This is a genomic window from Microbacterium saperdae, assembly GCF_006716345.1.
Lineage (GTDB): Bacteria > Actinomycetota > Actinomycetes > Actinomycetales > Microbacteriaceae > Microbacterium > Microbacterium saperdae.
In genome coordinates this window covers 315,831-334,235 of record NZ_VFOX01000002.1, presented here as the reverse complement: position 1 = coordinate 334,235, position 18,405 = coordinate 315,831, and the positions used below count along the sequence as shown (strand labels likewise).

Genomic DNA, 18,405 nt, shown 5'->3' with positions numbered 1-18,405 from the left:
CATTCCCCCCGGGGGTTCCGGCCAATACACTGGGATGACGCTCCACCGCTGATGATCGGAGACCGCCGTGTCTGCCTCATGGCACGACTCCCGGGACGTCCAGCCCGCGACCTCCCGCCTGCTGATCGAGCGTGCGCACGAGGAGCTGCTGGCGGGCAATCTCGACGATCAGCGCCTCGCGCAGGTGCGACCGCTGGTGCGCGAGTCGTGGGAGCGGTCGTGGCGGCGCCGCGTCGGGCCCGAGACCGCCCCCGTGCTGGAGCTCGTGAGCGACGAGCTCGACGCCTATCGGCTGGCGCATCCGCTCGCCTCGGCGATGGACATGATCCGCGCGCTCCTGCTCCCCGGCGATGCCGAGGACACCGGGGTGGTCATCGCGGTCGGCGATCAGGCCGGGCGCCTGCTCTGGATCGAGGGCGACCGGCAGCTGCAGTCCCTCACCGACGGCATGGGCTTCGTGGCGGGCGCGAACTGGGCGGAGGATGCGGTCGGTACGACCGCCCCCGGAACCGCGCTCGCCCTCGGCCAGTCGGTGCAGATCCGCGGCGCCGAGCACTACAACCGGCTGGTGCATCCGTGGTCGTGCACAGCGGCCCCCGTGCGGGACCCCGAGACGAAGCGGGTGCTCGGTGTGATCGACATCACGGGCGGTCCGGAGGTGGTCAGCCCGCAGGCCCGACTCCTGGTCGATGCGACGGCCCGCGCCGTCGAGTCCGAGCTCCTGGTCGCACGGCTGCGCTCGCGCGCCGAGACGCCGTCGCGTTCGCACGCGGCGACCTCTCGCACCCGTGCCACGGCCCGCGCGACCCTGCATGTGCTGGGCCGTGATCGGGCGCGGCTCGAGACCGAGTCGGCGCACGAGGAGTCGATGATCGAGCTCAGTGCCCGCCACGCCGCCATCCTGCTGATGCTCGCGGTGCACCGGCAGGGGCTCTCGGCCGAGCGCCTGTGCGAGCTGGTCTACGGACCCGGAGTCTCACCCGACACGCTGCGCCCCGAGATGGTGCGGCTGCGCAAGGTGCTCGAGCGCGCAGCCCCTGAGCTGGTGCCCGAGTCGCGTCCCTACCGGCTGCCGCTGCCGCTCGACACGGATGCGCACGACGTGCTCTCGCTGCTCGACCGCGGTGCGCACCGCGTGGCACTGACCGCCTACCGCGGACCGGTGCTGCCGGAGTCGACCTCGCCCGGCGTCGAGGAGTTCCGCGAGTCGGTGCGCGCCGGTCTGCGCGAGGCGATGCTGTCCGAGGCCAGCCTCGACGTGCTGCTCGCGTATGCCGAGATCCCCGAGGGGCAGGCGGACGTCGAGATCCTGCGCCTCGCGCTCGAGATGCTGCCCGCCCGGTCGCCCAAACGCGCCGGACTGGTCACCCGTATCGAGCGCGCCCAGTAGCCTCCGCATCCCCCTGCAACTTCTCGCAACGTTGCGCACCCGGGTGCAACCTCCCGCGACCTACCTTCAGAGGACACGCCGCAGCACCGACGCGCGGCCGGTCGAAGGAGTCACGATGACCATCGTCGAAGAAGACGTGTCCACCGCCTACACGGCCCCGGGCCAGCCGGGCGCCCTCGCGAACTACCGTGCGCGCTACGGCCACTACATCGGCGGCGAGTTCGTCGACCCGGTCAAGGGGCAGTACTTCGAGAACGTGAGCCCCGTCAACGGCAAGCCGTTCACCGAGGTCGGACGCGGAACCGTCGAAGACATCGACCGCGCGGTCGAGGTCGCGTGGCAGGCGTTCGCGGGGTGGGGCAAGACGAGCCCGGCAGAGCGCTCCGTCATCCTGAACAGGATCGCGGACCGGATCGAGCAGCACCTCGAGGAGATCGCCGTCGCCGAGACATGGGAGAACGGCAAGCCGGTGCGCGAGACGCTCGCCGCCGACATCCCCCTCGCCGTCGACCACTTCCGCTACTTCGCCGGCGTCCTGCGCGCTCAGGAGGGCGGCATCAGCCAACTCGACGAGAACACCGTCGCCTACCACTTCCACGAACCGCTGGGCGTGGTCGGTCAGATCATCCCCTGGAACTTCCCGATCCTGATGGCGGTGTGGAAGCTGGCTCCCGCGCTCGCCGCGGGCAACTGCGTCGTCATCAAGCCGGCCGAGCAGACGCCGGCATCCCTGCTGTTCCTGTTCGACATCATCGGCGACCTGCTCCCGGCCGGCGTCGTGAACATCGTCAACGGCTTCGGGATCGAGGCGGGCGCTCCGCTCGCGCAGCACAAGCGCATCCGCAAGGTCGCCTTCACCGGCGAGACCACGACCGGCCGCCTGATCATGCAGTACGCCTCGCAGAACCTGATCCCGGTGACGCTGGAGCTCGGAGGCAAGAGCCCGAACGTCTTCTTCGAGGACGTCGCCCGCTCCACCTCCGATCCGTTCTACGACAAGGCTCTCGAGGGCTTCACGATGTTCGCGCTCAACCAGGGCGAGGTCTGCACGTGTCCCTCGCGCGCACTGATCCAGCGCTCGATCTACGACAGCTTCCTCGCCGATGGACTCGAGCGGGTCAAGAAGGTCGTGCAGGGCAATCCGCTCGATCCGGCCACCATGATCGGCGCGCAGGCGTCGAACGACCAGCTGGAGAAGATCCTCAGCTACATCGACATCGGCAAGCAGGGAGGTGCTCGCCTGCTCACGGGCGGCGACCGGGTCGACCTCGGCGGCGATCTCAGTGAGGGCTATTACGTGGCGCCGACCGTGTTCGAGGGTACGAACGACATGCGGATCTTCCAGGAGGAGATCTTCGGTCCGGTGCTCTCGGTCACGTCGTTCGACGGGTTCGACGACGCGATCTCGATCGCCAACGACACGCTCTACGGGCTCGGCGCCGGTGTCTGGAGCCGCAGCGGCGACACCGCCTACCGCGCCGGCCGTGCGATCGAGGCGGGTCGCGTCTGGACGAACACCTACCACCAGTACCCGGCGCACGCCGCGTTCGGCGGGTACAAGCAGTCGGGCGTCGGGCGCGAGAACCACAAGATGATGCTCGACCACTACCAGCAGACCAAGAACCTCCTGGTCTCGTATGCGGAAGGCCCGATGGGCTTCTTCTGAGTTCGATCCCCGGGCGGGCGCTGCACCCTCAGCGTCCGCCCGGAACCATCTGCGGAGAGGAACGAGACATGGTGAGCATCGGCACCTACCAGCGGGTCGCGGTGACGGATGCCGCGGCAACCCTCGTGCGCGATCTGACGACGCAGCACGGTCCGCTCATGTTCCATCAATCCGGAGGGTGCTGCGACGGCTCGTCGCCCATGTGCTACCCGGTGGGCATGTTCATCACAGGCCCCGGAGATGTGCTGCTCGGCGCGCTCGACGTCGGATTGGAGGCACCGGTCGAGGTCTTCATGTCGGAGTCGCAGTTCGAGTACTGGAAGTTCACCCATCTCACGATCGACGTGGTGCCGGGGCGCGGCGCCGGCTTCTCGGTGGAGGGGCCGACGGGGATGCGGTTCCTGATCCGTTCGCGCATGCTGAACGAGGCGGAGCTGGAGTACTTCGGGCTCGCCTCCGCGTCGTAACGCGCAGGGAGGGCGGGCGGTCCCCCGACGGCCCGCCCGCGAGGGCCTGGGTGCGTGTCGGCGCATCAAGGCCCTTCCTCGTGCGGTGCGAGACGTGAAGTGCGGTCAGCTCGGGCGGTGGACCTCGGCGAGCACTCGCGAGCGCAGCCATACCGCGTAGCTCTCGGCCGTCCATCCGGACTGCACCACGAGCTGCTGGTAACTCTCGGGAGAGATCAGGAACGAGATCGCGGCGGCCGCTGCGGCAGGGTCGCGAAGGTTTCTCGCAACGCCTCGGCGGATCAGTTCGTCGACCAGAAGTGTGAGGTCAGCGCGACGGTGCGTCAGCATCCCGCGGAGGGCTTCGTCGACGACGGCATCCGACAGTGCGGCTCCCAGCAATACGGTCCACAGTGCGTGGCCTCGCGCATTCGCGGTTGTGATCTGACGAAGAACGGCATCGAGGAACGCGTCGTCAGTGAGGTCGAGGAGGCCGGCCGCGACCTCCGTGTCGGCCAGGGACTCCGCCCCCTCCGAACCGGAGAATGTCACCTCGAACGCAGCGATGAGAAGCTCTGCCTTCGACGCCGAGGTTTTCACGGTCTCCGCGGAGACGCCGGCGGCGCGGGCGATGGCCGCGATAGTCGTCGCCTGATACCCCTGTGCTGCGAACAGCCCGGCCGCCGCAGCGATGATGCGGGCACGAGTCTCGCGGGCCTGGCGCACTCGGAGTTCGGAGCGGTAGGTACGAGATACGACTTCAGTCATTGACTTTCCTAAGAGGGTGATGAATACTACGTGGGTACATTCAATCTTAGGGAAAGAACCCATCATGTCCAGCTACCTCATCACGTGCACGCCCGCGCACGGCCACGTCGTGCCGCTGCTGCAGATCGCTCGCCACCTCGTCTCCCGCGGTGACGAGGTCAGTTTCCTCACGAGCAGCCGCTACGCCGATCGCGTCACCGCCGCCGGTGCTCGTTTCGTGCCGCTGCCGGCGGAGGGCGACGTCGACCTCGATGATGCGGATGGCGCCTTCCCGGAGCGCGCCGGTCTCACGGGCCCCGCCGCCCTGCGCTTCGACATGAGCAATCTCTTCATCCGCCCCGGTGCGGCCCAGCTCGAGGCCATCCGTGGCGTGCTCGCCAGCGGCCCTGTCGATGCGGTGCTCACCGAACCCTTGTTCATCGGGGCGGCACTGCTGCAACTGCTTGCGCGGGAGGAGCGTCCGCCGGTCGTCGTGCTCGGCATCTTCCCGTTGGGGGCGCGCAGCAAGGACGCGGCGCCGTTCGGACTCGGGGTCACACCGTTGCCGGGTCCGCTCGGGCGCATGCGCAATGCGCTGCTACGGATGGTGGCGGAGCGAGCGATCTTCGGCGGCGTGCAGCGCGAGGCGGATGCCATGGCACGGCGCACGACCGGACGCGGGCTCGGCAGCTTCGTGCTCGACTGGGCCGGCCGGGCGGATGCGTACGTGCAGTTCACGGTGCCGTCCTTCGAATACCCGCGCTCCGACCTGCCGGACACGGTCCACTTCGCCGGCCCTCTGCCGGCGCCGCGCTCGGAACTCGCCGTGCCCTCCTGGTGGACCGACGTCGAAGAGGCGAAGACCGTCGTCCACGTGACCCAGGGCACCATCGCGAACTCTGATCTCGGGCAGGTGATCGTGCCCACGATCACCGCGCTCGCTGCCACCGACGCCCTTGTGGTGGTGTCGACGGGAGGGCGTCCGGTCGACGCGCTGCCTGCGGGTCTGCCGCAGAACGTGCGCGTCGCCGAGTACCTGCCATACGACCGGCTCCTGCCCCTGGTCGATGTGCTCGTCACGAACGGAGGATACGGCGGCGTCCAGCAGGCGCTTGCGCACGGTGTTCCCCTGGTGGTCGCCGGGCAGACGGAAGACAAGGTCGAGGTCTCGGCGCGGGTCGGGTGGTCGGGTGCGGGTCTGAATCTGCGTGCCACCACGGTGACGCCCGATCAGGTCGGACGGGCCGTGGCGCGTGTGCTCGAGAACGGGTCGTACCGCGCACGCGCCGAGGCGATCGGAGAACAGATGCGCGTCTCGGACGCGTGGGCTGCCCTCGGAGACGTGCTCGATTCACTGGCTCCGCGCCGAGCACCCGAGCAATACACGGTCGTGAAGGGCCTCTCGCCGGCAGAGGCCCCTCACGATGCGGAGTCGCCATCGACTCCTTGAACACCGCTCCGAAAGGGCGGTGCCACCGGCCGCTCCCCAGGGCGGCCCCGGGCGTTCGGTGCGACAAGAACTCTCGAACCCGTGCACCGCGGCGCCCTTGGTCAGTATCCTGGCTGCCTCAGAACAGCTGTGACGTCTCTGCGGATCATTCCAACCCTCTTGGACGTCTTCTGTCCGGTTCTTGTCGTGATACCGCCTCCTTCGTCGCCGCGGACTCATGGATTGCTCGCCACCGTGAGGGCGGCGCGCCGAGCACATCTTGAAACGCACGCCTCATCGTCCGCAGTGAACGGAACCCCGTGCGGCGGGCGACCTCGGTGGTCGCGATCCGTTCCGTGCCGAGCAGCAGCATTGCCGCCACTCCCACTCGATGATCGCGCAGGGCCTCCTGAGCCGAACCGTCGACGCGTGCATAGGCGCGTTGCAGCTGGCGCACCGATACATGGAGTGCCTCGGCGAGCACCGAGAGGCCCGCATCGTGCAGGTGCCCCTGATCCGCAATCCAGCGATCCGCTCGTTCCCGCAGCGCATCGAGTGGATGGCCGACACGTATGTCTTCTCGCGTGGGGTCGTCGCTCCGGGAAGGGGCGGCTGGGGAGCGTTCGGCGTATGCGGTGCGCATCACGTCATCGATCTCCGCTTGATCGGAGAACTGCTGGCGGGACGAGAGAGTGTTGCGCACTCGTGCCACTGACCGCAGCCTCTTCTGCAGCTCACGCACCGAGAACGGCTTCGCCAGGTAGTGCGCCACACCCAGCATGCGCATCTGGGACACGCTGCTCGCGCGGTGGTCAGCGGTGACGGCGATGACTTCGATTGCGTCTCCGTGATCCCTGCGCACCGCGTGAAGCACCTCCGCTCCCGATATGCCGGGCAACTGGAGGTCGAGCAATACCACGTCGGGAGTTCGTCGCCGTATGGTCCGCAGAGCATCTTCCCCGGACGAGGCGACACCCATCACGACGAAACCCGGAGTGCGATCGACGAACATGCGGTGCAGCTCTGCCGCCATCGGCTCATCGTCGACGATCAGCACTTCAAGCTCACCCATCCGTGAACCTCCACCGCTCAGATTCCGGGACGGGGAGGCTTGCTTCGAAACGGGTGCCACCCAGTCCCGAACGCTCGAAGGTGCAGGTGCCTCCCAACCGTGTGACCGTGCCATGCACGATGCCCAGACCGCAGCCGCGTGCCGTACTTCCCGTCTTCGTTGTCGTTCCCAGCGCGAAGAGGCGCTCTCTCAGATCGCTTGCCACCCCAGGACCGCTGTCGTCTACCCGGATGTGCACGAGCAGGCCGGTCGTCAGGGCACTCTCCGCTGTGGTGATGGCTATGTCAATGCGGTCGCCGTGGGCGCAGCTCTCCACCGCGTTGGAGAGGAAGTTGCCCACGATCAGCAAACTCGCCTCGAGGAATCCGGGGTCCGCACCCGCGAGGTCGGGGAATGCGGAGGTCGCCGCGGGAGTGAGATCGATGCCGCGCTCGCGGGCGCGGGCTCTGTATGCCCTGATCAGCGCGCGGATACTTGGGTCTGCGATCTCGTCGACCGCCAGCGCGAGATCTCCCGACAGCCCTCCGGACCGCACGAAGTCGAGTGCCCGCTGAGATTCGCCCATCTCCAGAAGGCCCTTGACGATGTGCAGCGTGTTCGCGAACTCGTGACCGTGAGCCCGCAGCGCCTCGATGTGCTCCTGCGCACCGTCGAGGTCGCGCAGCATGGCAGCGTCGCGCGAGTAGTCGCGGAAGATGACCAATCGACTCCTTTGGGCGGACCGGAGGGCTTCTCGATCCGAAGACACCATCAGTAAGCGCCCGCCGATCTGAATGAGTCGCGCCTCGAGGGCGCGGCCTGTACTCATTCCGCTGGCATCGGCCACGAGCTGCTCTGCGTCGTGGCCGATGCTTTGCATGGTGAGGTGGAGAAGATCGGCGGCTGCGGGGTTGAACCAGGTCAGCGCACCGCGATGGTCGATCCCGATAGCAGTGTCGCTGATGCTCTCCAACAGCGCAGCGCGGTCGGCATCCGCATGCTCTCCTGGCCTCGGCTCCGCGCGGTGCACGGCGTCGCTCGTCGACTGCTGTCTTCGCACGATCCTCCCTTCGACGCTGAGATGCATCTTTGCGCGTCGAGGACTCGCTCAACACCCGCACTCCTCCTTTCCCATCTATCTAGGGGGTGACTGTGACATGCGCGTCGTGCAGACGGAGTCGCACACCGGGTACGGCCGGAGCGGGGGCCGCGTCAATATGCGCGTGAATGAACGCAAGACATTGCAACGTGATCCGGTATACCATTCCCGTAAGCGCCGAGCAGCGTCAGCCCCCAGCTGACCGCGGGCGCGACGGCATCGCCGTCATGCAGGAGAAGATCCCCAGTCTTTCTCCTGATCCCGAGGGGGGATGGGGTGGGCAGCTGTTCCCCAGACGGCACCCACCCCCACACACGGCGTCTCCGCTGTCAGTTCAGGCGGCTCCAGAACCAGAACGCGCCGAACACGATCAGGATGACGATCGGCAGCCACGTTCCGCTGCGCTTGAGTCGACGTCCCTGCGGTGCGACACCGGGCGGGGGAGTGAGCAGTCCGACCGGCGGGGCGAACGGCAGGGCGGGATCGGTCGCGACCGGCACGCCCGACGCCACGGCATCCGCGCTCTCGGCCAGCAGCCGTTCATCGCGCCACCGCGCCCACTGGTCGAACTTCGTGAGCAGCGCCCCGACCGCGCCGAAAAGCCACGCCCAGGTCGCCGGATCGAGCGTCGACACCTTGCGCTGCGTGTACAGGAAGAGCCAGTCGTCGACGATCTCGACGTCGAGCTGGGCGGCGTTGTCGATGAACCGGGCCATGATGTCGGGCGTGAACAGGTAGAGCGCGTCGCGCTCGTATCCCGACGGGCAGTACAGCGTGAAGTGCTGGTCGAAGTCGCCCTCCAGTGACAGGCGCTGCTCCTTCTGGAAAGACGCCGGCAGGTTGGATCCGAAGCCGTTGTTGCCCTTCGCGTCGAGCACGATGTTCGGCAGCGGCACGTCGAGCTTCACCGCGACGTACCCCCACCGGTAGGTGGTGGAGTTCTTCCCCGATTGCACCGTGTACTGGTAGTTGCCGAACTCGACGAAGCGCGGCGTCGATCCGCGCACCAGGTCGGTCGCGAGCCGCGAGCGCCCCAGGCTGAAGATCATGCCCGGCAGGGGTGGGTCTGCGACGCGCGCCTCATACGACATGCCGTTCGCCTGCGCGAAGCGGTTGAGTCGATAGCGCGTGTCGCGTCCGTTGCGCCAGCCGAGCCAGACCATGATCCCGATCGCGGCGAGCACCAGGCCGATCAGCAGCAGCGGGATCGCGGCAGCCTCGGGGGAATCGCTGAACGAGGCGAGGCTGAGGATGACGGTCACCACGGTCGGCACCAGCACGAGCCCCACGACGACCGCGATGACGATGCCGATGACGGTCGAGATCGCCGGGCCCTGCGTCCCGCGCGCACGCACCTCGGCGGCGAACGCCCGCACCGCCGCCGGATCGACCGGGTCGGTGAGGGGCCTCGCATCGAAGGTCAGCGGGGGCGTCGTCACCCGTTCACCTCATCGCCGTTCCATCCCAGGTTGGCACCCTCGGTGATCGGCAGGGCCTCGAGACGTTCGTCGGCGCAGATCGCCCGGATGAGCTCGGCGGATCCGGCCACCACCGTCGAATCGAAGTCGACCTCGGTCACCACGACCCAGGCCCGATCCTCGGGCCAGATGATGCTCGGTCCCTGCGCGGACGGCGGGAATCCGTGCTCCTCGGCGATGCGATCGCGCCACGGCACGTCGAGTACCCAGTGCGGATCGGCGAAGATGCGGGGTGGCACCGAGAAGAGCACGTGGTCGCGGCCCGGCAGCCGCAGGCGCGGACCCTCCGATATCTCGCGCGACAGGATGCCCTCCTGCCAGGAGGGCTTGCGGAACACGTTGTTGAACGGATCGTGCGTGCTGCGGTTCAGCATCGCCTCATGATTCGGGTCGCCGCCGATGCTGAAGAAGACGCGCGACGGGGACTCGCCCAGGTAGCCGACCAGACTGCCGGTGCCCTCCCACAGTGCCGCGTAGCCGGCATCCGGGGTGCGCGTGTGCGAGATCAGGTGCGCGGCGACCAGGGCCAGCGCATCGACGTCGAGTTCGCCGTCGAGCGGCGCGGTGAACTCACGACCGTCGGGGGCGACGCGTGTGCGCCAATCCTCCTCGGCGGGCGTCCGCACGATCCGCTGCCACTGGGCCAGCGGATGCAGCGTCGTGCCGAACGCGGCGGCGGTCTCCGCCCAGGTGGTGGGGGCATCGATGAAGAGATCGACGAGCCGCCCCTGCTCGTCCGGGGTCAGCCGCTCCCACTCCTGGTGCGTCGGAACCGCCCGGTCCGGCAGGGAACGGACGGATGCGGGGTGGAAGACCCGCGCGTACGCCGGGTATCCGCGCGGGACGACGCCGTGCATGCTCGAGTAGTCCTCATCGAGCTGCTCGCGCAGCCAATCGCCGACGCTCGGGTTCTCGATCCACTCCATGCGACCCACGGTACCTGTCGTGGGACACGCGTGCCCTAAGATCCGAACGTCGAGAAGTGGGCGTTCCGAGGGGATTTCGCGTGGTGAGTCAGACTCCGTTGTCGGCGGGCGAGCGGGTCTTCCGCCGTCACCCTGTTCGCGTGGCGGTCGGTGCCCTGGTGCTCTCGGTGGTGCTGTCGGCCGCCGCGCTGTTCATCATTCCGCAGTTCCTGCCGTTCAGCGTCGATCGTCCGACGCGCGGAGTGATCGTGCTCGTCGTGGCGATCGCTCTCACGATCGCCGTGTGGGCGGGCGCGTTCTGGTTCCGCAACATGCGTGTGGTCGTCACTGCGGATGCGGTCGAGATCGGGCGCCCGGGCAACCGGGAGACCTATTCGCGGGCGACCACGGCGTTCCGCTCGCAGATCACCGAGCACCGCACGAACGGTCTGCGCAGCGGCACGACGCGAGCGCTGGTCGTGCACAGCGCCGGGCGCGAGATCACGATCGAGCTCCCGGGCTTCACGCGTGCGACATTCAACGAGCTGATCGCGGCGCTCAACCCGATCGCCCCCACCCACGTCGATCCGGTCGAGGCGGCCCGACTGCGCGCGACACTGCCCACCACCTACACCGTCGACGCCTCCCGCGAGCGTCGTCTCGCCGGACAGCTGCTGCTCGTCGCGGTGATCGCGTTCGTCGTGACGCTCGCGGTGGTCCTGCTGGCGTTCACACCCGGCTTCCTCGACGGGGAGCTCTCCGCACTCATCCTGCTCGCGCCCACATCGGCGGTGGTCGGCATCGGCTTCGCCATCGGCGCGGCGCAGCGTCGGCGCATCGCGCGTTCGGCTCCGGCGCAGGTGTCGCTCAGCCACCACGGCATCCGCATCGGTGACGTCGACCACCCGTACAACCAGCTCACGCGCATCTGGGTCACGCCGCCCGCGTACCCCGTCAACCGGATCAGGATCGAGCGCAGCACCGGCCGCACGGTGATCCACACGCTGGTGTCCTCACGGATCGACATGAACCCCGAGTACGCCGTGTTCCTCACCGCCCTCCAGGCCGAGACCGCGAGCGTGCCCGGCCTGCTCTCCCTGGATCTCGAGTGACGGAGGCAGCCCGCGAGACACCCGTGCTCGCCCCCGAGTACCCGATCCTGACCCCGCGGCTGCTGCTGCGACCGATCGTGGCCGACGACGCGGTCGCGATGCACGCGTACAAGTCGGATCCGGCTGCGGTGCGCTACGTGCCGTATGCGCCGCTGACTCTCGGCGAGGTGGAACAGCGCATCACCACGACCTGGTCGCGCACGGTCTTCACGGCGGAGGGCGACGGGATCTGCCTCGCCGCGGAGGACCGCGAGAGCGGCGCGCTCGTCGGCGACGTCGTGCTGTTCTGGCGTAGCGCGACCGATCGTGCAGGCGAGGTCGGCTACATCTTCGACCCCCGTTTCTCGGGGCGCGGGTACGCCACGGAAGCCGTCGAGGCATTGCTCGCACTCGGCTTCGACGGACTCGGCCTGCATCGGATCGCCGCGCGGATCGACGAGCGGAACACCGCCTCGACGCGCGTCGTGGAGCGGCTCGGCTTCCGCCGGGAGGCGCGGCTCGTCGAGAGCGAATGGTTCAAGGACGAGTGGACGACACTCCTGATCTACGGCCTGCTCGAGACCGAGTGGCGAGAGCGCTCCGCATCCGCGCGGTGAAAGCATCCCCCATAATCGAGGGGTGACTGCCACTGCGACGATCCCTTCCCTCGACGGCCGCCGATTCCGGATGGTGTCGTCCACGACCTCTGCGGTCGACCCCGCTGCGCCGAGCATCTTCGAGTACTTCGAACGTGACGGCGCGATCTGGGGCGGGTACGAGGGTGACACGGTCACGTTCGGCAAGTTCGTCGGCACCCGCACCGGCGACACGATCTGGGTCTCGTTCGTGCACGTGCTCGTCTCCGACGGCACGGTCGTGACCGGAGACGGCGAGAGCGAGCTGGAGTTCACCGACGACGGCGCGATCCGTCTGGTCGAGCACTACGAGATGCACGGCCTGCCGCAGCTCAGCGTGTGCGAGGAGATCGCGGCCTGACCCTCCTCTCGACCCCTCATAGGGTGGGGCGGGGTGCGGTCAGCGCGGCGGGAGCGTGTCACGGCCGGGGGAGGCCGGCGTCCAGCGGGTCATCCCCAAGGGGGCGATGCCGCTGTCGCGTTCGGGCAGATCGCCGGGCAGCAGGTACGGGCGACGGATCACCTCGTCGAGCACCACGACGCTCACGACCGTGCGCACCTCGGGCAGCTGCGCGATGACGCCGGTCGAGAACTCGTGCACACCGCTCACGTCGACCGCGCGGATCAGCAGCATGGCGTCGTGCTCGCCCGTGGTGATCGCACACCACTCGACATCGGGCATCTCGAGAACGCGGTCGCGGAACGACGCCCAGGCCTGCGGCAGCACCGTGACGAACACGAGTGCACCGATCGAGAGTCCTGCTTTGGCTTGATCGACCCGCGCGCTGAACCCCGTGATGACCCCGTCGTGCACGAGCGATTCGACCCGGGTGTACGCATTCGCGCGGGAGATCCCCACCTTGTCCGCGAGGGCGGCGATCGAGACGCGACCGTTATCACGCAGCACTTCGAGGATTCTGTACGCGGTCTCGTCCAACGGGGTGGCATTCCGTCCAGAATGCTTTGACTGTTCGGCATCCTTGCTGGACATATTGCTCCTCACATCCGAGGTTCTAGACAGACCATGATGATGATCCGCATCCTTGCTGGACACATCGTCGCATATGATGCGAATCTGATCACCGGTCGTCCACATCTGGGTCGGCCACACCCGAATGTACTCCTCGCCTCTGGAGGCTCTCATGTCGTCACGTCGCAGCACGTCGGTCATCGCGATCGGAGCCGTAGCGCTCCTCGCGCTCGCAGGATGCTCAGGAGGGAACTCGGCCAACAACGGCGACCAGTCCTCCGGCACGGATTCACTGGTCATCGACACGGCGTTCTCGATCGAGACGACCGACCCGGGCCACACCTACGACCCCACCGGCAACATGATCGCCAAGGCGCTCTACGAGACGCTGGTGGACTTCAAGGGCTCCGACGTCTCGACCCCGGTCCCTGGGCTCGCATCCTGGGAGCAGAACGACGAGGCGACCGAGTTCACCTTCACGCTCGAGGGTGACCGGGTCTTCTCCGATGGCTCGCCCATCGAGGCGAAGGACGTCGTCTTCACGCTCCAGCGCATCCAGGGCATGGCAGACGCCAAGCCGAACTTCCTGCTCGGCGGCCTCACGATCACCGAGGTCGACGACAAGACGATCGAGTTCACCTCCGAGACCCCGCTGCTGCAGCTGCCCGCGATCCTCGCGAACCCGGCGCTCGGCATCGTCAACTCCGACGTCGTGATCGAGAACGGCGGCACGACCGACGGCACCGACACGGCGCAGAAGTTCCTCGACGGCGAGTCTGCCGGCTCCGGCCCGTTCGTCCTCGACACGCTCGACCTCAGCTCGCAGGTCGTCCTGACCCGCAACGACGAGTACAACGGCGATGAGGAGTCGGCGTACAAGCGCGTCGTCGTGCGCAACGTCTCGGAGAGCGCCACCCAGCTCGCCAACCTCAAGGGCGGCGACTCCATGGTCGCGATGGACCTGAACGGCGACCAGGTCGCCGGTCTGGGCGACGACATCACGGTGGACTCGGTCCCGTCCGGACAGACCATCTTCCTGCTGCTGAACCAGTCCGAGGCCGTCGCCGGTGACCTGGCGAACGTCAAGATCGCCGAGGCCATCCGCTACTCGCTCGACTACGACGCGCTCCTGGAGCTGGCAGGCGCCGGTTCCGTGCAGGCGACCGGTGTCATCCCGCCCGGATTCGAGGGCGCGCTCGACAGCGGAGTGACGCAGGACCTCGACAAGGCCAAGGCCGCTCTCGAAGAGGCCGGTTACACGGGCCAGACCCTGAAGCTGCAGTTCCCGAACGACTACCCGGTCGGTGGCGTGGAGTTCACGCCGCTCGCCGAGCGCATCCAGGCGCAGCTCGAGGATGCCGGCATCACGGTCGAGCTCGCTCCGGCCCCGTTCGCGACCGAGCTGGACGCCTACGTCAACGGCACCGAGGGCTTCGGCCTCTGGTTCTGGGGCCCGGACTACGCGGACTCCGCGAACTTCCTGCCCTTCGCTCCGGGTCTGAAGGTCGGTCTCCGCGCCGGCTGGGCTGCGGAGGCCAACCCGGAGATCGCCGGTATCGCCGCAGGTGCTGCCAGCGCCACGGATGCCGACACCCGCACCGACGCGTTCACCGAGTTCGCCGAGGCCATGCAGGCCGAGGGCCCCTTCGTGCCGCTGATCGTCCCCGGTCGCAACATCTCCTCGGCCGACAGCGTCACCGGCGCCGTGTACAACTCCGTCTGGGAGATGGACATCGCCGAGATCACCCCGGCCGGCTGAACGGATATCTCATGACGACAGTGGCGGTGCAGAGGCAGGCGCAGCGGCGCCGATCGCCTCTGATCGGATACCTGCTGCGGCGGGCCGGCACCTCCCTGCTCCTGTTGGTGGGCGTGACGATCGTCACGTTCGCGCTCACCAACCTGGTGCCGGGAGACCCGGTCTCGGCCGCGCTCGGTGAGGGCGCGTCCCAGAACCCGGCGACGCGTGACGCGTTCATCCGGGAGCACGGACTCGACCAGCCACTGTTCGTGCAGTACTTCATCTATATGGGGAACCTGCTGCGCGGGGACCTCGGTACGTCGCTGGTGACCGGACGCCCGGTCACCAGCGACCTCGCCACCGCGGTACCGGCCACGATCGAGATCGCGATCGGCGCGATCATCCTCAGCCTCGTGGTCAGCATCGTGCTCGGCACGCTCGCCGCCTACCGGCGTGGTCTGGTCACCGACCAGGTCATCCGCGTGGTGACCCTGGTGGGACTCAGCGTGCCGACCTTCTGGCTGGCGCTCGTCAGCTTCTACGTCTTCTTCCTGGAGCTGCGCATCGCGCCCGGTTCCGGACGCATCTCGCCCTCGATCACGCCGCCCCCGCGCGTGACCGGGCTCTACACGGTCGACTACCTGCTCAACGGCGACGCGGTCGGGTTCTTCGATGCCCTCGCGCACCTCGCCCTGCCGGTCATGGTGCTGTCGCTCGTGACGATCGGTCTGCTCACCCGGTTCATCCGCACCTCCGTGCTCGAGGTCCTCGGCAGTGACTACGTGCGTGCCGCCAGGGCCAAGGGACTCCCGGCGATGCGCGTGATCCTCGACTACGTGCTCCGCGGTGCCTCGCTGCCGATCCTGACCGTCGTCGGTGTGGCCTTCGGTGCACTGCTCTCGGGAACGGTGCTCGTCGAGTCCGTCTTCGCGTGGCCGGGACTGGGCACGTACGCCTACAACTCCGCCGCGAACCTCGATCTGCCGGGCATCATGGGCGTCGGCCTCGTGGTCGGCTTCATCTACCTCCTCATCAACTTCGTCGTCGATCTGCTCTACGGCGTCCTCGACCCGAGAGTGAGGATCGCATGAGCCGCATCGCCGCCGCGACCCCGGCCGGACGCTTCCGCTTCCGGTGGCCCCGAGCCTGGCGGACCCCGCTCGGCATCATCGGCACCGTGATCGCCGGCGCCTGGGTCATCGTCGCCTTCACGGCGCAGTGGTGGGTGCCGTTCGGCCCCAACGCCCAGGTGCTGCCCCGCCTGCAGCCGCCGGGGATCGACACGCTCCTCGGTACCGACGGCAACGGCCGCGACATCTTCTCGCGTCTGATGACCGGTGCCACCGTGAGCCTGCCGCTCGCGCTCACCCTGGTGATCGCGGCCATGATCATCGGCACCGTGATCGGCGCGCTCGCCGGCTACTTCGGCGGCTGGCTCGACGAGACCCTGATGCGCATCACCGACCTCTTCATGGCGTTCCCGACCGTCATCCTCGCGATGGTGGTCGCGGCATCCCTCGGGCCTTCGCTGTTCAACGCCGTGATCGCCGCGATCGTGGTGTCGTGGCCGCAGTACTCCCGTGTCACCCGCAGCATCGTGCTCGGCCTGCGCGGACAGAACTACGTGATCGCGGGTCGGCTGCTCGGCCACTCGCCGGTGCGGACGCTGTTCGTCGACATCCTCCCGAACATCGCCGGCCCCGTGCTGGTGCTGGCGACGCTCGACATCGGCGCGGCCATCCTGCTGCTCTCCGGGCTCTCGTTCCTCGGTCTCGGCGCACAGCCGCCGACGGCCGAGTGGGGATCGATGATCTCCGGTGCGATGCAGAACTTCGACGCCTGGTGGCTCGGCGTCTTCCCCGGACTCGCGATCCTGACCGTCGTGCTCGCGTTCAACTTCCTCGGTGACGCGATGCGCGATGTTCTCGACCCGACCGCCGAGATCGCCCACGAGAAGCAGGCCGAGCACAAGGCCTCCGCGACGGGAGTCGCCGCATGAGCGCGCAGAACACGCCGGTTCCGGGCGCGTCGACCGGGATCGCCCCGACGCTGAGCATCCGCGATCTCACGATCGACATCGGTCGTCCGCTCGTGAAGGGCGTGTCGATCGACCTCGCGCCCGGTCGCATCCATGGCCTCGCCGGCGAGTCCGGCTCCGGTAAGACGCTGACCTCGCTGGCTGTTCTCGGGCTGCTGCCACGCCAGGCGCGCACCGGGGGGTCGATCCGTCTCGGCGACGACGAGCTCGTCGGACTCGGCCGCCGCGCGCTCAATCGCATCCGCGGGAAGCGCATCGCGATGATCTTCCAGGACCCGTCGGCCTCGTTGCACCCTCAGCTGCCGGTCGGTCGTCAGCTCACCGACCACATGCGCGTGCACCTCGCCCTCAAGGGGGCCGCAGCGCGCGCCAGGGCGGTCGAGCTGCTCCAGACCGTGCAGGTGCCGAATCCCGAGGAGGCGTTGAAGCGGTATCCGCACCAGTTCTCCGGGGGACAGCGTCAGCGCATCGCGATCGCCTGCGCCCTCGCCTGCGACCCCGACGTGCTGCTGGCGGATGAGCCGACCACGGCTCTCGATGTCACGGTGCAGGCCGGCATCCTGCGGCTGCTGCGCGATCTCGCGACCGAACGCCGCCTGGCCGTGCTGCTCGTCACGCACGACCTCGGTGTCATGAGCGCGATCGCCGACGAGGTGGCCGTCATGAAGGACGGACGCATCGTCGAGCGGGCCGACCGCGAGACCCTGTTCCTCTCGCCGCAGCACGAGTACACGCGCACGCTGCTCGCGGCGCTGCCCGGTTCGAAGATCGAGGAAGCACCCGAGGGAGAGGCCGCTGATGAGTGAGGTCGCCGTTCTCGACGCGCAGAACATCGTCGTCCGCTACCCGGGGAACCCGCCCGTCATCGCGGTCAACGGGGTGTCGCTCAGCGTCGCCCCCGGCGAGACGGTCGCCCTGGTCGGCGAGTCCGGCAGCGGCAAGTCCAGCCTGGCGCGTGCCGTCGTGGGCATCGAGAAGACCGCGGGCGGAACCGTGCTCTTCCGGGATGCGCCCGTGTCGCCGCTCGGCATCCGTCGTCGCTCGATCGCGCTCACCGGCATCCAGATGGTGTTCCAGGATCCGTCCACCTCGCTGAACCCGCGACGCCGGATCGGCGAGCAGATCGCCGACGGCATCGCCACGGCCAAGGCGCGAGGCGCCGCAGGATCGACGGTCGAGGAGTGGCTCGAACGCGTCGGGCTGCCGACGAACGTGAGCACGCGGTACCCGCACCAGTTCTCGGGTGGGCAGAAGCAGCGAATCGCGATCGCCCGCGCACTGGCCGCTCGACCGTCGCTCCTCGTCGCGGACGAGCCGATCTCGGCACTCGACGCCTCGACGCAGACCAGCGTGGCGGGCCTGATGCGCGACCTGGTGGCGGAAGCCGGAGCCGGGATGCTGTTCATCTCGCACGACCTCGCCGTGGTGCGGCGCATCGCCGACCGCACGTTCGTGATGTTCGGCGGACGCGTGCTGGAGTCGGGTCCGACCGACCGTGTCTGGGCCGATCCGCAGCACCCGTACACGCGCGCGCTACTGGCCGCGATCCCCGAGCCGGACGGCGCCGGGCACATTCCGGTCGCGCCGACGACCGAAGAGCGCATCGTCTGGTCGGAGATCCCCCCGGTCCTGTACTGAGGTCACGCGCGCCTCATCCGTCGGCCCTCGTCGGGCTCGTCGGCCCTCTCACTCCCCTCGCCCGGCCCTGTCGGGCGAGGG

The 18,405-nt window shown here is 68.3% G+C and carries 18 protein-coding genes; 12 read left to right on the top strand and 6 right to left on the bottom strand.

What is annotated here, in order from left to right; genetic code table 11:
- Positions 1-67: 67 nt before the first annotated feature.
- From FB560_RS16245 to FB560_RS16235, 3 genes are all read left to right on the top strand, one after another.
- Positions 68-1,390, top strand: a complete 1,323-nt coding sequence (locus tag FB560_RS16245; protein WP_141873554.1) for a GAF domain-containing protein — start codon at positions 68-70, stop codon at positions 1,388-1,390.
- 115 nt (positions 1,391-1,505) lie between these two features.
- A complete protein-coding gene (gene exaC / locus FB560_RS16240; protein ID WP_141873553.1) occupies positions 1,506-3,056 on the top strand; it encodes an acetaldehyde dehydrogenase ExaC in 1,551 nt (516 codons plus the stop codon).
- Between the two features lie 68 nt (positions 3,057-3,124).
- Complete coding sequence (locus FB560_RS16235; protein WP_141873552.1) at positions 3,125-3,523, top strand: DUF779 domain-containing protein; 399 nt, start codon at positions 3,125-3,127, stop codon at positions 3,521-3,523.
- 105 nt (positions 3,524-3,628) lie between these two features.
- Here the strand turns inward: FB560_RS16235 and FB560_RS16230 are convergent, their stop codons facing one another.
- The gene (locus tag FB560_RS16230; RefSeq protein ID WP_141873551.1) at positions 3,629-4,270 is read right to left on the bottom strand and encodes a TetR family transcriptional regulator; all 642 of its coding nucleotides are present in this window, start codon (positions 4,268-4,270) and stop codon (positions 3,629-3,631) included.
- Between the two features lie 64 nt (positions 4,271-4,334).
- Between FB560_RS16230 and FB560_RS16225 the strand changes: the two genes are divergently transcribed.
- Positions 4,335-5,699: a glycosyltransferase gene (locus FB560_RS16225; protein WP_141873550.1), complete on the top strand. Its 1,365-nt coding sequence runs from the start codon at positions 4,335-4,337 to the stop codon at positions 5,697-5,699.
- Between the two features lie 145 nt (positions 5,700-5,844).
- Here FB560_RS16225 and FB560_RS16220 read toward each other — a convergent pair whose 3' ends face one another.
- The 4 genes from FB560_RS16220 to FB560_RS16205 all read right to left on the bottom strand — a co-directional run bounded on the left by FB560_RS16220 (position 5,845) and on the right by FB560_RS16205 (position 10,232).
- Positions 5,845-6,750 (bottom strand): response regulator, encoded by a 906-nt coding sequence (locus FB560_RS16220; protein WP_170198187.1) that lies wholly within the window; start codon positions 6,748-6,750, stop codon positions 5,845-5,847.
- Complete coding sequence (locus tag FB560_RS16215; protein WP_170198186.1) at positions 6,743-7,789, bottom strand: sensor histidine kinase; 1,047 nt, start codon at positions 7,787-7,789, stop codon at positions 6,743-6,745. The genes FB560_RS16220 and FB560_RS16215 overlap by 8 nt, the downstream gene beginning before the upstream one ends.
- Positions 7,790-8,157: 368 nt before the next feature.
- Complete coding sequence (locus FB560_RS16210; protein WP_141873547.1) at positions 8,158-9,267, bottom strand: hypothetical protein; 1,110 nt, start codon at positions 9,265-9,267, stop codon at positions 8,158-8,160.
- A complete protein-coding gene (locus FB560_RS16205) occupies positions 9,264-10,232 on the bottom strand; it encodes a hypothetical protein (protein WP_141873546.1) in 969 nt (322 codons plus the stop codon). Before FB560_RS16205 ends, FB560_RS16210 begins: the two co-directional genes overlap by 4 nt.
- 80 nt (positions 10,233-10,312) lie before the next feature.
- Here FB560_RS16205 and FB560_RS16200 point away from each other — a divergent pair, with 80 nt between their 5' ends.
- The 3 genes from FB560_RS16200 to FB560_RS16190 are packed head-to-tail and all read left to right on the top strand — an operon-like array spanning position 10,313 to position 12,298.
- Positions 10,313-11,323: a hypothetical protein gene (locus FB560_RS16200; RefSeq protein WP_141873545.1), complete on the top strand. Its 1,011-nt coding sequence runs from the start codon at positions 10,313-10,315 to the stop codon at positions 11,321-11,323.
- A complete protein-coding gene (locus FB560_RS16195; RefSeq protein ID WP_229672910.1) occupies positions 11,320-11,919 on the top strand; it encodes a GNAT family N-acetyltransferase in 600 nt (199 codons plus the stop codon). The genes FB560_RS16200 and FB560_RS16195 overlap by 4 nt, the downstream gene beginning before the upstream one ends.
- Positions 11,920-11,941: 22 nt before the next feature.
- Positions 11,942-12,298, top strand: coding sequence for a hypothetical protein (locus tag FB560_RS16190; protein WP_229672905.1), 357 nt, complete (start codon positions 11,942-11,944; stop codon positions 12,296-12,298).
- 39 nt (positions 12,299-12,337) lie between these two features.
- On the opposite strand, the gene FB560_RS16185 is transcribed toward FB560_RS16190, so the two are convergent.
- Positions 12,338-12,928, bottom strand: coding sequence for an Lrp/AsnC family transcriptional regulator (locus tag FB560_RS16185; protein WP_267901917.1), 591 nt, complete (start codon positions 12,926-12,928; stop codon positions 12,338-12,340).
- Positions 12,929-13,079: 151 nt separating this feature from the next.
- On the opposite strand from FB560_RS16185, the gene FB560_RS16180 reads away from it, so the two are divergent.
- The 5 genes from FB560_RS16180 to FB560_RS16160 are packed head-to-tail and all read left to right on the top strand — an operon-like array spanning position 13,080 to position 18,324.
- Positions 13,080-14,666: an ABC transporter substrate-binding protein gene (locus FB560_RS16180; RefSeq protein ID WP_141873543.1), complete on the top strand. Its 1,587-nt coding sequence runs from the start codon at positions 13,080-13,082 to the stop codon at positions 14,664-14,666.
- Between the two features lie 11 nt (positions 14,667-14,677).
- Positions 14,678-15,739: an ABC transporter permease gene (locus FB560_RS16175; protein WP_141873542.1), complete on the top strand. Its 1,062-nt coding sequence runs from the start codon at positions 14,678-14,680 to the stop codon at positions 15,737-15,739.
- Positions 15,736-16,647 (top strand): ABC transporter permease, encoded by a 912-nt coding sequence (locus tag FB560_RS16170; RefSeq protein ID WP_141873541.1) that lies wholly within the window; start codon positions 15,736-15,738, stop codon positions 16,645-16,647. Before FB560_RS16175 ends, FB560_RS16170 begins: the two co-directional genes overlap by 4 nt.
- A complete protein-coding gene (locus FB560_RS16165; RefSeq protein WP_141873540.1) occupies positions 16,644-17,492 on the top strand; it encodes an ABC transporter ATP-binding protein in 849 nt (282 codons plus the stop codon). Before FB560_RS16170 ends, FB560_RS16165 begins: the two co-directional genes overlap by 4 nt.
- Positions 17,485-18,324, top strand: coding sequence for an ABC transporter ATP-binding protein (locus FB560_RS16160; RefSeq protein WP_141873539.1), 840 nt, complete (start codon positions 17,485-17,487; stop codon positions 18,322-18,324). The genes FB560_RS16165 and FB560_RS16160 overlap by 8 nt, the downstream gene beginning before the upstream one ends.
- Positions 18,325-18,405 lie beyond the last annotated feature (81 nt).